18 protein-coding genes are annotated in these 14,096 nt (G+C 33.1%); 12 read left to right on the top strand and 6 right to left on the bottom strand.

The window, feature by feature from the left end; genetic code table 11:
- Positions 1-29: 29 nt before the first annotated feature.
- The gene (locus ACHRVZ_RS02130) at positions 30-479 is read right to left on the bottom strand and encodes a PaaI family thioesterase (RefSeq protein ID WP_395420497.1); all 450 of its coding nucleotides are present in this window, start codon (positions 477-479) and stop codon (positions 30-32) included.
- A gap of 68 nt (positions 480-547) precedes the next feature.
- Positions 548-1,138 carry a TetR/AcrR family transcriptional regulator gene (locus tag ACHRVZ_RS02125; RefSeq protein ID WP_395420495.1) on the bottom strand — a complete coding sequence of 197 codons (591 nt, stop codon included), beginning with the start codon at positions 1,136-1,138 and terminating at the stop codon, positions 548-550.
- Positions 1,139-1,451: 313 nt separating this feature from the next.
- On the opposite strand from ACHRVZ_RS02125, the gene ACHRVZ_RS02120 reads away from it, so the two are divergent.
- The 6 genes from ACHRVZ_RS02120 to ACHRVZ_RS02095 all read left to right on the top strand — a co-directional run bounded on the left by ACHRVZ_RS02120 (position 1,452) and on the right by ACHRVZ_RS02095 (position 7,138).
- Positions 1,452-2,324, top strand: coding sequence for a helix-turn-helix domain-containing protein (locus ACHRVZ_RS02120; protein ID WP_395420494.1), 873 nt, complete (start codon positions 1,452-1,454; stop codon positions 2,322-2,324).
- Between the two features lie 190 nt (positions 2,325-2,514).
- Positions 2,515-2,931: a cupin domain-containing protein gene (locus ACHRVZ_RS02115; RefSeq protein WP_395420492.1), complete on the top strand. Its 417-nt coding sequence runs from the start codon at positions 2,515-2,517 to the stop codon at positions 2,929-2,931.
- 86 nt (positions 2,932-3,017) lie between these two features.
- The gene (locus tag ACHRVZ_RS02110) at positions 3,018-3,422 is read left to right on the top strand and encodes a cupin domain-containing protein (protein ID WP_395420490.1); all 405 of its coding nucleotides are present in this window, start codon (positions 3,018-3,020) and stop codon (positions 3,420-3,422) included.
- A gap of 106 nt (positions 3,423-3,528) precedes the next feature.
- Positions 3,529-4,581, top strand: a complete 1,053-nt coding sequence (locus ACHRVZ_RS02105; RefSeq protein ID WP_395420488.1) for an NAD(P)-dependent alcohol dehydrogenase — start codon at positions 3,529-3,531, stop codon at positions 4,579-4,581.
- Positions 4,582-4,787: 206 nt separating this feature from the next.
- On the top strand, positions 4,788-5,660 hold the full coding sequence (locus tag ACHRVZ_RS02100) for a helix-turn-helix domain-containing protein (protein ID WP_395420486.1): 873 nt from the start codon (positions 4,788-4,790) through the stop codon (positions 5,658-5,660).
- A 116-nt stretch (positions 5,661-5,776) separates the two neighbouring features.
- A complete protein-coding gene (locus ACHRVZ_RS02095) occupies positions 5,777-7,138 on the top strand; it encodes an amidohydrolase (protein WP_395420484.1) in 1,362 nt (453 codons plus the stop codon).
- Between the two features lie 192 nt (positions 7,139-7,330).
- On the opposite strand, the gene ACHRVZ_RS02090 is transcribed toward ACHRVZ_RS02095, so the two are convergent.
- Complete coding sequence (locus ACHRVZ_RS02090; RefSeq protein WP_395420482.1) at positions 7,331-7,918, bottom strand: DUF4142 domain-containing protein; 588 nt, start codon at positions 7,916-7,918, stop codon at positions 7,331-7,333.
- A 525-nt stretch (positions 7,919-8,443) separates the two neighbouring features.
- On the opposite strand from ACHRVZ_RS02090, the gene ACHRVZ_RS02085 reads away from it, so the two are divergent.
- Positions 8,444-8,716, top strand: a complete 273-nt coding sequence (locus ACHRVZ_RS02085; RefSeq protein ID WP_395420480.1) for a hypothetical protein — start codon at positions 8,444-8,446, stop codon at positions 8,714-8,716.
- Positions 8,717-8,770: 54 nt separating this feature from the next.
- Positions 8,771-9,169: a hypothetical protein gene (locus ACHRVZ_RS02080; protein WP_395420479.1), complete on the top strand. Its 399-nt coding sequence runs from the start codon at positions 8,771-8,773 to the stop codon at positions 9,167-9,169.
- A 428-nt stretch (positions 9,170-9,597) separates the two neighbouring features.
- Here ACHRVZ_RS02080 and ACHRVZ_RS02075 read toward each other — a convergent pair whose 3' ends face one another.
- Entirely contained in the window at positions 9,598-9,831 is a 234-nt protein-coding gene (locus tag ACHRVZ_RS02075) for a hypothetical protein (RefSeq protein ID WP_395420478.1), read from the bottom strand.
- A gap of 540 nt (positions 9,832-10,371) precedes the next feature.
- Here ACHRVZ_RS02075 and ACHRVZ_RS02070 point away from each other — a divergent pair.
- A complete protein-coding gene (locus tag ACHRVZ_RS02070; protein ID WP_395420476.1) occupies positions 10,372-10,533 on the top strand; it encodes a DUF1328 family protein in 162 nt (53 codons plus the stop codon).
- Between the two features lie 93 nt (positions 10,534-10,626).
- Positions 10,627-11,274, top strand: coding sequence for a DUF5661 family protein (locus tag ACHRVZ_RS02065; RefSeq protein ID WP_395420474.1), 648 nt, complete (start codon positions 10,627-10,629; stop codon positions 11,272-11,274).
- 146 nt (positions 11,275-11,420) lie between these two features.
- Here ACHRVZ_RS02065 and ACHRVZ_RS02060 read toward each other — a convergent pair whose 3' ends face one another.
- Positions 11,421-11,831, bottom strand: a complete 411-nt coding sequence (locus ACHRVZ_RS02060; protein ID WP_395420472.1) for a hypothetical protein — start codon at positions 11,829-11,831, stop codon at positions 11,421-11,423.
- Positions 11,832-12,001: 170 nt separating this feature from the next.
- Entirely contained in the window at positions 12,002-12,313 is a 312-nt protein-coding gene (locus ACHRVZ_RS02055; protein ID WP_395420470.1) for a hypothetical protein, read from the bottom strand.
- Positions 12,314-12,501: 188 nt separating this feature from the next.
- Between ACHRVZ_RS02055 and ACHRVZ_RS02050 the strand changes: the two genes are divergently transcribed.
- Complete coding sequence (locus tag ACHRVZ_RS02050; RefSeq protein WP_395420468.1) at positions 12,502-13,074, top strand: ferritin-like domain-containing protein; 573 nt, start codon at positions 12,502-12,504, stop codon at positions 13,072-13,074.
- A 156-nt stretch (positions 13,075-13,230) separates the two neighbouring features.
- Positions 13,231-13,947 (top strand): DUF72 domain-containing protein, encoded by a 717-nt coding sequence (locus ACHRVZ_RS02045; protein WP_395420466.1) that lies wholly within the window; start codon positions 13,231-13,233, stop codon positions 13,945-13,947.
- The last annotated feature ends 149 nt before the right edge of the window (positions 13,948-14,096 follow it).

The raw sequence follows: 14,096 nt of genomic DNA, 5'->3' as shown, positions 1-14,096 counted from the left end.
CTATGTATTAAAATATTTTGCACAAAGAGTTATAAGTCTTTTTTTACAATATTAGTTTTAAGAAGATTAGAAGTTGCTCTGGCTATTAATCTCGATTGGTTGCTATTCCAGATTTCGCATTGTGCATTTACGATTTGTTTTCCTTTTCTAATAATTGCAGTTTTCGCAATAATCGTATCTCCAACAAAAGCGGGAGCAAAGTAATCTACAACAAGATTTATGGTGGTATAAAAGGTCTCTTCATTAAGAGAAAACATTGTAGCACCAATACAATCATCAGCAATTGCAGCTGTAACACCTCCATGTAAACTTTTAACCGGATTTGACATTTCTTCGCGAATAAAATATTTAAAGGTTACTGTACCTTCCTCGGCAGCAACAACTATTGGTTTCATCCAAAGCATAAAAGGTGATGGCGATGCAGTAAACTCTCCGTCAATATGATCTTGTAATACTTGTAATCTTGTTTTTGTTTCCATTAATTTATATTTTTATTTTATACCATTCGGTATGTTTTTGTTCAAAAAAATAATCCTTCAGAAAAGATTTATTCTAAATCGTCAATAATTTTATTTAGCGAAAGCATAATGTCTGATATGACAGATGTATTTCCGGTTATTTTAGTAATCATAATTGCGCCTTCAATAATCGCGATTATTGTTAGAGCAGTTTTTTCAGGATTGATGTCTTTGGCATTGAACTCGCCTGCCAGAATACCTTGTTCGATATAGTAGATTAACTTATTCTTCCAGGCATGAATAGTATTTTCGACTTTTTTTCTAAGAACAGGATGTGTATCATCAGCTTCTGTCGCAGTATTGATTATAGGACATCCGCCTTTGGTTACTTTCAAATCATTATAAGCAGAATAGAGGCGCGGATAAACCAATAATTTATCTTTGAAAGTAGCCTGTTTTTCAATTTCACGTTCAAAAGTGTCCTTAAGTTTCTTTATATTAAAGTTAAATGCTGCAATTGCAACTTCATCTTTATTCTCAAAATTACCATAAATACTTCCTTTCGTTAGTCCGGTTGCATCGGTTATATCGCTCATAGAAGTTCCGCTGTAACCTTTCATGTTAAAAATAGGTGCAGTTTTTTCTATAATAAATTGTTTGGTTCTTTCGGCTTTACTCATGAGTTGTCAATTATAAGAATACAAATATATACCGATTGGTATAATTAAACAAGCTTTAATATGGTTTATTTTGTTTCAGGTTTCAGGTTGAAATGTGGATAAAAAAATTAACCGCAAAGCGCGCAAAGTTTTTTGGAATTTCGTTGTGCTGACAACTGTAGAGTTCGCAAAGCTTTGCGAAATTTGTATTTTTATAAAAACTTAGCTTAATAAATAACTTTGTGTGCTTTGCGGTAAAATTTTCATTTTAACCTGAAACCTGCAACAAAATAAAATTTCACTTTTTTTTATTTGATTTTCATAACTTTGTAAAATGAAAGATCAATTAGAAACTCAGGCTTCAGAACTTGGTATAAACGATTTAAAACTAAAAGGTTTTAAAGTATACGAAGTAAATGGTGATGTTAGTAAAATCCCGACATACAATCGTAGGGATTATTACAAGATTTGTATTAATACAAGCGAGAGTCTCATACATTATGCGGATCGTGGTATTGAAATTGACGGAACGATATTGTTTTTTGGAAACCCGCATATTCCATATTCCTGGGAAATTGTTTCTCCATCATATCATGGTTATGCTTGTGTTTTTACCGAAGAGTTTTTAAAAGTTAATGATCGTTCTGAAAGTCTTCATGAATCGCCTTTGTTTAAAATTGGCGGTACACCAATTTTTACCTTATCGACTGAACAAAAAGTGTTTATAGATTCATTGTTCTTAAAAATGATCGAAGAACAAGATACAGATTATGTATTTAAAGATGATTTGATTCGCAATTATATCAACTTGATTTTACATGAATCGATGAAAATGCAGCCTACAGAAAATTTTTTTAAACATAAAAATGCTTCTTCTCGAATAACTTCTTTGTTTTTAGAACTTCTGGAAAGACAATTTCCAATCGAAACAAAAGATCAGCCGCTTGCTTTAAAAACTCCGCAAGATTATGCGCAAAGCCTTGCTGTGCACGTAAATCACCTTAATCGTTCTGTAAAAGAAGTTACAGGAAAACCAACTACAGCCCATATTACCGAAAGGATTATTGGCGAAGCAAAAGCATTATTACATCATACAGACTGGAGTATTTCGGACATTGGATATTCGCTTGGGTTTGAATACCCGAGTTATTTTAATAATTACTTTAAACGACTTACCGGAACAATTCCGAAATCATTGAGAGTGTAAATTGTTTCATATTCTTAATTTTTTGTTTGAATATTGTTATTTCTAAAAAGCATCTTTGTTCTAATTTTGCATTGAAATTATAGTATTAATCATTTATCAGTTTTTCGACAGACTAAATAATACTTCTTAAAGCGCATTCTAGCTTTCCTGATTTAGTTTTCTGTTTCTGATAATTATAAACAAGAAATTTATGAAAGCATCAGATAATCAAATTAATGAAACCATTTTTCCAAAAGGAGATTTAGCATCAGCAGATTATTTTACAGGAAAGGCGTGGGTAAAAATGCTGGTTCCAAATGATCCTGTTTTAAATACTGCCGTAGGGAATGTAGTTTTTGAAGCGGGTGCGAGAAACAATTGGCATACACATCCCGGAGGTCAAATCCTGATTGTGACACAAGGCACAGGTTTTTATCAGGAAATTGGAAAACCAATTCAATTGCTAAAAGAAGGCGATGTTGTAAACATTCAGCCCGAAGTTAAACATTGGCATGGAGCTTCTCCAAACGGCGAATTTACTCATATCGCTATTAGTACCAATACTGAAAAAGGAATCGTAGACTGGCTTGAGCCAGTAACTGATGAGCAATACAATAGCTTTAAATAATTTAAAGTAAAGGTGTTGTTGTTATCGGGCAATTTAAAAGTCAGATCATTTTAAATAAAAAAATCAATCTCAAAAAATCAATTTTTATGTCAACACTTTATACTTCTGTTATTGAAGAGGGAAAAATCCCAAATACTTATATGACTGGTGATGTATCTTATAAAAAACAAACCAGCAACATTCACCCGGATAATACGGTCATTAAAGAGGTTTCTTTTGAAGCTGGATCAAGATGCAATTGGCATATTAATCCTACTTTGCAATTGTTTATTGCAACAGACGGAATTGGCTATTTTCAGGAAAAAGGCGGTTCAATTCGTTTACTGCATAAAGACGAAGTCGTTACCATTTTACCTGGCGTTGAACATTGGTATGGAGCAACACCTTTTAGCCGATTTTCGCATATTGCCATTATTACAGAAATAGATAAAGGAACCGGAATCTGGTTGCAAAGCGTGACCGATGACGAGTATAACAGTTTCGGAAAATAGTTTAATTAGATAATTTGCCAATTAGATAATTTGTCAATTAGAAAATTAGATAATTGAAAAACTTTACAGCATTCAAACCTGAAACAAAAACAAACAAACCTAAAAAATGGAAACAAAAAACATAAAAGCCTTTGGTACAGAAGCTGCCGAAGCACCATTACAAACATTAGACATACAACGTAGAGCGGTACAAGCACACGACGTTGAAATTGAAATTTTATATTGCGGAATTTGCCACTCCGATTTGCATTCTGCCAGAAATGAATGGCACGGAACTATTTATCCAATAGTTCCCGGACACGAAATCGTAGGAAGAGTTGTAAAAGTTGGTGATCACGTTAAAAATTTCAAAGTTGGTCAATTGGCAGGAGTAGGCTGTATGGTAGATTCTTGTAGAGAATGTGAACATTGCAAAAATGATTTAGAGCAGTTTTGTGATGAAGGAAGTATTTTAACTTTCAACTCTCCTGATAAACATTTAGGCGGACAAACTTTTGGAGGATATTCTCAAAGTATAGTTGTTGATGAAAATTATGTGTTGCATATTTCAGACAAACTAGATCTTGCAGGAGTTGCGCCTTTGCTTTGCGCCGGAATTACAACTTATTCTCCATTGAAACACTGGAAAGTTGGTCCTGGACAAAAGGTTGGAATTGTTGGAATTGGCGGTTTAGGACATATGGGAATCAAATTGGCAAAAGCAATGGGAGCTCATGTGGTCGTTTTTACAACATCATTATCAAAAACCGAAGATGCAAAGCGTTTAGGTGCTGATGAAGTGGTATTGTCTACAGATCCGGAACAAATGGCACAACACGCCAAAACACTGAATTTCATTTTAGACTGTGTATCTGCGGAACATAATATTGATGCTTATTTGAATTTACTTAAAGTAGATGGAACCTTGACTTTGGTTGGTGCTCCAATGGAACCACTTCCTGTAACCTCTTTTAGCCTTATTTTAGGAAGAAGAAGTTTTGCTGGTTCTGCTATTGGTGGAATTGCAGAAACTCAGGAAATGCTTGATTTTTGTGCTGAACATAATATTACTGCAGATATCGAATTGATTGGTGTTGATGAGGTTAACAATGCTTATGAAAGATTGTTAAAAGGAGATATTAAATACCGTTTTGTTATTGATATGGCTTCTTTGAAGTAAGAAAGGTTTAAAGGTTTGGAGGTTCAAAGTAGCAAAGGTTCAGAGTTTTGAAATTAAAACTTAGCGACTTAGCGGGAGCTAAAAAATCATAAATTAAATACTTGAAAAGGTCTGACTTTGGGATAGTCAGGCCTTTTTTTATTCTTTAAAAGAATATAACATTTAATTCTATATTTTTGAAAAAGCATAATTAACAATATTTCCTTTTGAATAAATATTCGATTCCTACTTTGACTGTTGGTAATATACTTGGAGAAAAAACTTTGGGTATTACTTTGTTTCGCCATAGCGTAAAGGGACGAAATGAATTTGAACAACCTCATAAACACGATTTTTATCTTGTCTTTTTTGTAGAGAAAGGTTCTGGTGTTCACAATGTCGATTTTACTCAACATACCGTAAACGATTATCAAGTTTATTTTATCAGACCGGGACAAGTGCACAATTGGTCATTAAATGTTGATACGAGTGGATTTCAGCTGATGCTTTCGTCAGAAATAATTAATATTTTTCCAAATTTAGGGCAGTTTCCTTTTTTTGAGCAAAGTGTTCCGTCGTGCCTTTCTTTGACTAAAGAGGAGTTTGGCGAATTTAAAAAACATCTGGAGGAAATAGAATCTATTTTGCCACAAAACGATGCGCTTACTAAAGAAATAGTTTTGCTCCGACTACATTTATTGCTAAAATTGTTGCAAAAGGAGTTTTTAAATCAGTTTCAGGAACATGATTCTTCTACCAAGCCGGAAAAAGTAATCAAAAGTTTTTCCGTATTAATTGATGCTAATTTTAAGGAAGAATCCTCAGTAAATTTCTATGCTGATAAATTGAATATTACGCCCAATTATCTTAACATTCTTTCTCAGAAATACTTAAAAATGCCAGCTGGCGATGTTATAAAAGAACGAACAATACTTGAAGCCAAACGTTTGTTAACCAGTACCGATTTGTCTATAAAAGAAATTGGTTATCAGCTTGGGTTTAATGATAATACGTATTTCAGTAAAGTATTTAAAAAGTATACCGGAAAAACACCGGGCGATTTTAAAGAAAGTTATAATTTTTACCATCCTTATCCGTAATATTACCATAATCGTTTTTAGTTTCTCACGATTTTTGCAAAGCAATATATTCTATTTGTTATTAGAATGGTATTGCAAAATCGTACAACAAAACCAACAATGGTAAAATATAATTTATGGAAGATCATAAAATAAGCAGAAAAAAATTTCTAGGATTAGGTGCAGCAGCAACCGGAGCAGCTTTGTTTTCGGGAATTGGAGCAAATGCAGTAGCACAAGTTTTACCTGAGGATAAAAATGGAGACTCTCTAAAAGAATACATTTTAATTAATGTACGATTAGAAGATGGTTTTGAATACAACGAAAAAAATGAAGTTGTTGCTACAAAAACAGCTTTATATAATTTGCATATTGCCGATGGTAAAATTAAAAGTATTACCACAGGAAAATCAGCTTTAAAATTAAAAACGGTCGATGCCAAAGGACTTTTAATGCTTCCTGGTCTACGCGATATGCACATTCATATTGATAAAACGTATTATGGAGGAACCTGGAATGCAGCGCCAAGAAAAGGATATACGGTAAAAGATATGATTACGCTGGAGCAAAAATTGATTCCGCAATTATTACCTGATTCTCAACACAAGGCAGAAGAAGCCATTAAATTAATGCAAAGTCAGGGAAGTTATTTTGCTCGTTGTCAATGTAATATCGATCCTGTTAGCGGACTGAAAAGTTTAGAGCATCTACAGGCAGCATTAGAGAAGAATAAAGATAGTTTTGGTTGGGAAATCGTCGCTTTTCCGCAACACGGAATCTTGTATTCACAATCAGAACCTTTATTAAGGGAAGCTGCAAGTATGGGAATTGATTTTATTGGCGGACTTGACCCAACGAGCGTCGATGGAAATATGGAGAAGTCACTAGATACCATGTTTCAAATTGCATTAGATAGTAATAAAGGTATCGACATACATTTGCATGAAGGTTTGCCATCTGGTAAAGCTGCAATTGAGTATATTATAAAGAAAACAGAAGAGAATAAGCAATTACAAGGAAAGACTTATATAAGCCATGGTTTTGCTCTTGCGAGAATGGATCAGAAAGATCTTGAAAAAATTGCAGAGCAAATGGGGAATTTAGGAATAGGAGTAGTGTCTACAATTCCGATTGGGAGAACGATAATGCCAATTCCAACTTTAAAAAAGTATGGTGTAAAGCTCATGACCGGAACAGATAGTATTGTAGATCACTGGCAGCCTTTTGGAACTTGCGATATGCTTGAAAAAGCAAAATTATGTGCACAACTTTATGGTTGGACAGACGAATTCAGTTTAAGTCGTGCTTTACATATCGCCACAAAAGACGAGATATTACCACTTAACGATGCCGGAACCCGTGTTTGGCCAGCAGTCGATAGCGAAGCCAATTTTATTTTGGTAAAAGCAACCTGCTCAGCCGAAGCTGTAGCGCGTTTACCAAAAAGAGAAGGTGTTTTTTATAAAGGGAAAATTATTGCTGGCGCAATAGGTTCATAGGGACAAAGGTTCAAAGGTTCAAAGGTTCAAAGGAACAAAGGTTCGGAGATTCAAAGAAACAGACATATTATGGGGATGGATTAAAATCCATCCTTTGTAAAATTAAATACAAAAAAGAGACGCACTACTGTGCGTCTCTACAAATACCTTTGTCGCTTTGAACCTCTGAATCTGTATGCCTTAAAAAAAAAATTACTTTTTATCTAATTCTTGTTTTAGCAATTTCGCGTGTTCCAAATGAGCTGTAAGCGGTGCTATATTGTTTGATGCCCAAAGTTTAATATCTTGATCTTTTGCATCTTTAGTTGCTTTTTGCAATTCTTCAATTGCTTTTTCGTGACCGTCGATCATCATATCTGCGAATTTTTTGTCAAAATCTAAACCTGATTTTTCGTTTAGTTTTTTGTATTCTTCTTGTCCATCTTCAGTTAAGGAAGTTGGCAAAGTGAAGTTTTTAGCTTTTGCTAAAGCACTAACTTCTGAAGCTGATTTGGTATGCTCATCAACAAGCATTTTTCCGAATTTTTTTACCTCAGGATTGGTGCTTTTTTGCTGTGCCAGTTTCCCAATTTCAATTTCAGCCAAATTTACTTCGGCGATATCTACTAAATACTCTGAGTCGTCTTTTTTATCTGCAATAGAATCAAATTTGGCTTCGTTGGTGTCTTCAGCAACTTCTTTTGGATCTTCTTGTTTAGTTTCGTTTTTACAAGAGTTCAGGAATATAATAATAAGTCCAGCTCCTAAAATTGCCTTTCCGGCTAATAATATCTTTTTCATGATTATATAGTTTAAATGTTTATAATGTAAAGTTATTTAGATCTATAAAGGTTGTCTTACAGTATTTTAGAATAATGTTATAGGATTTGGATATAACTTATTTATTTTAAACTCGTTGGTTGAAATTAATTTTAACACATAGAAATATGGATTATGAATTGTCAAAAAGGCGTTTCACTTATTTAAAAAAAACTAAGATTCTATGTGTTGGATGTTTTTTATGACCCAGTTACGAGAACAAATGAAGTAATTACACTCAACGGATTATTGTAAGTTTATTTGTGAGTTTATTTGTTTTATATTAGCAAAGGAAATTGGCAGATGTATGGAGGAAGGCTCTAATTTTTCGTTAATTTAACTAACAAGAAAATTCAAAAACTAATTTTATATTTCATGAAATTACTCAAAAGTATAATAGGTTTGTTTTTGATTTTTAGTGGAGGATTATGTAATAATAATCTATATAATAAGACTTGGTTTGAAGTTAATTAGATCTAAATATTGATTAAATAAAAAAAAACATCAATGAAAATACTTAAAAAAATCGGCGGAGTTTGTTTGATGATTGCCGCGTTGTTATTGTCATTAGCAACATTAGCAACATCTTTTAAAACTTTTTTTGATTGTATAAGAGAAATTAAAAAAAATACGGCCGAAGGAATAGGTTATACTTTGGGATCTCTGTTAATGATTGTTTTATTAATACTCTTGATCAGATTTATGTTTAAAAAGTGTTTGAAATTAATTAAAGGGCAAGCTCAGCCTGAAGATTCTATTGATGAAATTGGAGTACAATAAGGCAATTAAAAAAACAATTAAAACACAATAACAATTTTACACAAACGACCATCAATGAAAACATCTTTGAAATTTTTATTGCTGCCAATCTTTATAATTCTCTTTTCTAGTTGCGATCCTTCGCATGATATTTTTTTTAAGAATAAAACGGCTTCAAATGTCAAAGTAAAAATTAATATAGAACCAAACGCAATCAACGATTTAAAGAGTATTGCGACCAACGATTCTATAGTACTTAATTTGGCCAAAGATTCTATTGCTGTGATTTCTTTTGGAATTGGAAATTGGTCTAAAAAAGAAATTGAAACTGCAACAAACTCAATAAAAGCAATCGAAATTGAAACAAACGATTCTAAAACCATTTATATGTCAAAAAGCGCGATTTATTCTGTCTTAGACAAGAATGTGCACGGGATTGTATTTAAAGGTGTGATTGAAGTAAATATTAAATAAGAAGAAATTCAAAGAGCTTAAAAAAATAAAGCAACTAATGTTTTCTGTTTTTACTCTGCTGTACGAAGTCTTCTGCTGTTCGAAGTCTCCTGACTTCGAACCCGTTCTAATGATCCACAAAGAGAATAAGCACATTATTGTCATTTCGACGAAGGAGAAATCACACTAGAAACTTTACAAAGAAAATTACTAATCTTGTAGATCCGCGCGTGAGATTTCTCCTTCGTCGAAATGACAAAACCTTTGCGGTTTTATGTCTATGTCAGAAATTTGCTAATCGAAGCATTATAGATTTTTACTTATTTAAGGACATTGCTCTTGCGATAATAACAGATTGAAAAATTGTAATATTTTCTGATAAGACCAACAAAAAAGCCCCGATTTTAAAAAAAATCGGGGCTTTTTAATGTGTTGAAAACTATAGTATTTTATTCTACATCTAAATAAGGATTTAAAATTTCGGCTAATTCGTTGAGCCAGTAAAAGCTGTTTTCTAGTTTGATAATTTCCTGTTGAGGTGTTTCGTCTTTTCGGATAGCGCCTAGAGCTAATACATAATTTGCCTGTCTTAGGGCTTTGGCCATTTCGTTTGGCGCAATGGTTGTGTTGAAGAAATTGACTAGCCTAGTTTCGGCTTCTTTCGAAAGGGTGTTTGTACTCATAATATCGTAGTTTGAGAATATAAAAACCCCTGTACTTTAGTGTTTCTAACGCCTACGACAGCGCCTGCGGTCGTTTCCGATACCGCACACATAATACAAGGGCAAATCTTATTTCGTTCTTAAGGTCGTAGTTTAAGAACCGCAAATATAGTAAAAACCATTTCTAGTATATAATAACTTTCTTATAAAACCGGATACCTAGCCCTGATGGGAGGGAAAATCCTTTTTCTTGCTTCTTTAGCAAGGAAAAGATTTGGAAGGACAGCAGGAAAAGCTCCTAATTACTTTTAGACTGTTTTTTATAGAACTTTCTAATGTATAGTTAATTATGAAAATTTTGACAAAAATTATATAACATAATAGGTTTGTTTTTTAATGAACTTTGGGATATAGATTTTTCAGTTATAGTAGATCTAAGATTTTATTATAAATCAGGTTTGATCTATCTATCGAAATAATATTTTAGAGTTAATACACCTTTTTTAAAAAGTATAAAATTAGAGAAACAAACAAATCATTATCAACTTAAAATTTAAGCTTATGTTACGTTATACAGTCATTTTTATTATTCTTGCGATAATAGCCGGAATATTTGGTTTTGGAGGAATTGCTGCTGGAGCTGCAAGTATTGCTAAAGTGTTATTCTTCATATTTTTAGTTCTATTCGTTATATCACTAATTAGCGGAAGAAAAAGAATTTAGACTAGCCTTAGTTTAAAAAAACAAGTAAAAAACGACACATATATCTCGGTAAATGTGTCGTTTGCATTTAGAGAAATATAAAAAAATAGAATTATGGGAACGAAAAGTGGTGCTTATCAGGACGTCTACATTAAAAGAGACAGCGAAATGGTAAGCTTAAAGAATGATGTGACAGATTTCTGTGAAAAATATTTAAAACCTGTTCATCCTAAAAATTGGGATTGGTCGACTCGTGATTTTGAAAATCCTAAAAATGATCCGACAATTGCCGAGGCGCGTGCGATAGGAAATGTCGTTTTTAAGGATTTAAGCGATAAAAAAGAAACTGATGTAGATCTTTCTACAATGAACAATGTTGAAGCAATTAAAGCATATTTAAATCCTAAAAGTAAAAACAATGATTTTAATATGGAAGAATTTGCTTTTGCTTTGAAAGTAGAACTCGAACACGGAAAAATAAAAGATGTTAATGTAACCAATAATCATCCGTTTTTAACCGCAATGATTGCATTGGCTCACATGACCGAAAGCCTGACGTATTACAAAAGGTTAAAAGTGATGGAAGCTGAAGGCGAGATTTACGAGATTCTGCGAAAAATAGAAAACGCTACAATTGGAAAGGAAAAATGGTACAAAGAACTGGGTAAAGCCGAAATGGAATTAATTGAAGCCAAAGCCGGTTTGGCAGAAAGATTGCAAAAAATGGATGATATTCCGGTTTTAGAAAAAATAGGGGATTAGTTCTTGTGAAGGTTCAAAGGTTCAAAGGTGCAGAGGTGCAGAGGTTCAAAGGCTCGGAGGTTTAACTTTGGGCCTTTGAACCTTTTCCGCAACCCTATTTTTCCTTTGTACCTCTGAACCTCTGCACCTTTGAACCTAAAAAAAAGCTAAACTTTTTTTAAATCATCAGATGGGTTGTCTAATTCGTCATTTACTTCGTTTAGATTTCCGTCAATATCTAATTCATCATCTTCATCTTCGCCTTCTTCGAGTTCAACTTCGTAGACATCATGATTATCATCTTCGAGATCACGATCTTTGTGAAAATCATCATCTAAGTTGTCCAAATCGTCTTCATAAACAAGATCTTCCTGATCCGGATTTGGCTTGTTCGGATTATGTCCGTCTCGTATTGTATAGCCGCGATTAGCAATTTCCTTATTATTATCGTCCTTGCGTTTTATTTTGTCGAGATTAAACAACTCTTCATTTGTGGGAGTGTTTTTTTCATTCGGCTTTAAATTTTCATTTTTAAAATCGCTGTTTAATATGCTGTTTTTTTTATCTGTAGTATTCATGATGCTTCGTTTTAATATTTCTATAAAACAAATCTAATACTGAAAATATCTTGTTCTATTACAGAATTGTAGAGTATAATTGTATAGTTAACAGATGTTTGCGTTTTGAGCATAAAAAATACCGTTATTTCAAATAACGGTATTTTTAGTTTTTAAGAATTTGATGCGCTTTAATTGTCATTTCTTTCCAGGTCGTCATCGTCAAAATGATCTTCGTCTTCAATGTGTTCTTCCTCATCAAAATCATCCGGATCAACAATATCATCATCGTCTTGTTCCGTATTTGTGATATAATCATCTTCGTTTACAACTTGCTCTTGATTCGGAATATTTTCATTTCTAAGGATATTGTCGTTTTTAAGAAGATTATCGATAGCATTGTCGATTGTTTCTGAAATATCCAGTCCCAAATGTCCGCTTTGGTATTTCTGTTGAAAATAGATTTCGGCTTCCTGATACGTATAATCGGTATATGTTTCCATTGTCGGTGTTTTTAAATATTGTTATTCTACAAAGTTATCTCTGAAGCTAAAAAAAGCTTTACAGAATTCTAAAATGCAGTTCTATAATACACAGGTGTTTAGAATGCAATTTAAGCTAAAAATGATATAACTTATCTGATAATCAAGCTGGTAATTTTATTGAATATTAATTAATAAAAATTATTACCATGAAAACTACTGATAGTAAAAAAGAAATGACTTCTAAAGACGAAGTGAAAAAAGGAGTTACAAAACCAAAATCAGATGCTGCATCAGGATTAACAGATTTATTCGAAGATGGATTAAAAGACATTTACTGGGCAGAAAAAGCATTGACGAAGGCAATACCCGCAATGACCAAAAATGCAACGTCTGCAGATCTAATAGAGGCTTTAAACAGCCATTTGACCGAGACTGAAGAACATGTAATGCGTTTAGAGAAGGTTTTTGAGTTAATTGGTAAAAAAGCTTCGGCAAAAAAATGCGATGCAATGGCCGGTTTAATCGAAGAAGGAAAAGGAATTATTGAAGAAACCGAAGTTGGAGGCGTGCGTGATGCAGGTATTATTGCGGCGGCGCAAAAAATAGAGCATTACGAAATTGCAACTTATGGCACTTTAAGACAATTTGCAGAAACGCTTGGCTTGGCCGAAGCAGCAACAATTTTGGAGCAAACGCTTGAAGAGGAAAAAGCTGCAGATAAAAAACTAACCATAATTGCAGTCGATGCTGTAAATCTTGAAGCTGCTGAAACAGAATAAATGAAAAAACAGTATTTCTAAAAAGTGCAGCGATATGTTGCACTTTTTTAGTTTAGACAATAAATTTCAGGCTAGGGGAGAAAGGCTGTAAATAATAATTTTAAAAGAGAAATTGTTGAAGATTCTTTTTTATCAACTGTCAAAAAACACACACATATGAAAAAAGAAGTTTTAATAGGGTGTTCAAGTTACAATAATCGGTTTTGGAAGGGAATTTTTTACCCTGACAACTTGTCATCTTCTAGATGGTTTGAGTTTTATTGCCAGTACTTTAGGTCTTATGAGTTCAACGGAAGCTTTTATAGGTTTCCGACGGTAAAAATATTTGAAAACTGGTATAAAAAAACGCCTGATGATTTTATTTTTTCTGTAAAAGCGCCAAAAGAAATTACTCATATCAAGAAATTTGTAGATTGTGAAGATCAGATTTCGGCATTTTATTCGGTATGCGAAATGGGTTTAAAAGAGAAGTTAGGCTGTGTTTTATTTCAATTTCCGCCCAGTTTTCAGTTTAGTACAGTGAAACTCAGTCAAATTATCAGCAAATTGGATCTAAAGTTTAAAAATGTAATTGAATTCCGTCATGAAAGTTGGTGGAATCAGGAAGTTTGGGATGCTTTTCGGGATAATAATATTACGTTTTGCAGTGTGAGTTATCCTCAATTACCAGATACTATTTTTGCAGATTTCCCGCTAATATACATCAGGCTTCACGGTGTGCCTAAGATATTTTCCTCCGGTTATTCACTTGAACAATTGCTTTATATAAAGAGTATAATTAATTTAAAATCAGGATTTATATATTTTAATAATACAGCAAGTGAAGCAGGGATTTTGAATGCTTTGGAGTTAAAGAAACACATGTTGGAATGAGATTTTTGGTTGTAGATTTTGATTTTTATAATTCTTAAAAAATAGTGTTGTCATCTCGACGAAGAAGAGATCGCACTAGCAGTACCGCAAAGAAAAACTATTAATCCTTGTCGAGTTCCGCTTGTGATCTCTCCTTCGTCGAGATGACA

Source organism: Flavobacterium sp. FlaQc-57 (assembly GCF_044007395.1).
GTDB lineage: Bacteria > Bacteroidota > Bacteroidia > Flavobacteriales > Flavobacteriaceae > Flavobacterium.
The sequence above is the reverse complement of the archived record's forward strand: the minus strand, read 5'-3'. Positions and strand labels throughout refer to the sequence as shown.

Excerpts from the sequence above, each read along its gene's own strand:
- ACHRVZ_RS02055 (WP_395420470.1), bottom strand. The coding sequence starts at position 12,313 with ATGGAAACATATACCGATTATACGTATCAGGAAGCCGAAATCTATTTT.
- ACHRVZ_RS02060 (WP_395420472.1), bottom strand. The coding sequence starts at position 11,831 with ATGAATACTACAGATAAAAAAAACAGCATATTAAACAGCGATTTTAAA.
- ACHRVZ_RS02085 (WP_395420480.1), top strand. The coding sequence starts at position 8,444 with ATGAAAATACTTAAAAAAATCGGCGGAGTTTGTTTGATGATTGCCGCG.
- ACHRVZ_RS02090 (WP_395420482.1), bottom strand. The coding sequence starts at position 7,918 with ATGAAAAAGATATTATTAGCCGGAAAGGCAATTTTAGGAGCTGGACTT.
- ACHRVZ_RS02080 (WP_395420479.1), top strand. The coding sequence starts at position 8,771 with ATGAAAACATCTTTGAAATTTTTATTGCTGCCAATCTTTATAATTCTC.
- ACHRVZ_RS02045 (WP_395420466.1), top strand. The coding sequence starts at position 13,231 with ATGAAAAAAGAAGTTTTAATAGGGTGTTCAAGTTACAATAATCGGTTT.
- ACHRVZ_RS02110 (WP_395420490.1), top strand. The coding sequence starts at position 3,018 with ATGTCAACACTTTATACTTCTGTTATTGAAGAGGGAAAAATCCCAAAT.
- ACHRVZ_RS02125 (WP_395420495.1), bottom strand. The coding sequence starts at position 1,138 with ATGAGTAAAGCCGAAAGAACCAAACAATTTATTATAGAAAAAACTGCA.
- ACHRVZ_RS02070 (WP_395420476.1), top strand. The coding sequence starts at position 10,372 with ATGTTACGTTATACAGTCATTTTTATTATTCTTGCGATAATAGCCGGA.
- ACHRVZ_RS02120 (WP_395420494.1), top strand. The coding sequence starts at position 1,452 with ATGAAAGATCAATTAGAAACTCAGGCTTCAGAACTTGGTATAAACGAT.
- ACHRVZ_RS02065 (WP_395420474.1), top strand. The coding sequence starts at position 10,627 with ATGGGAACGAAAAGTGGTGCTTATCAGGACGTCTACATTAAAAGAGAC.
- ACHRVZ_RS02095 (WP_395420484.1), top strand. The coding sequence starts at position 5,777 with ATGGAAGATCATAAAATAAGCAGAAAAAAATTTCTAGGATTAGGTGCA.
- ACHRVZ_RS02105 (WP_395420488.1), top strand. The coding sequence starts at position 3,529 with ATGGAAACAAAAAACATAAAAGCCTTTGGTACAGAAGCTGCCGAAGCA.
- ACHRVZ_RS02050 (WP_395420468.1), top strand. The coding sequence starts at position 12,502 with ATGAAAACTACTGATAGTAAAAAAGAAATGACTTCTAAAGACGAAGTG.
- ACHRVZ_RS02115 (WP_395420492.1), top strand. The coding sequence starts at position 2,515 with ATGAAAGCATCAGATAATCAAATTAATGAAACCATTTTTCCAAAAGGA.
- ACHRVZ_RS02075 (WP_395420478.1), bottom strand. The coding sequence starts at position 9,831 with ATGAGTACAAACACCCTTTCGAAAGAAGCCGAAACTAGGCTAGTCAAT.
- ACHRVZ_RS02130 (WP_395420497.1), bottom strand. The coding sequence starts at position 479 with ATGGAAACAAAAACAAGATTACAAGTATTACAAGATCATATTGACGGA.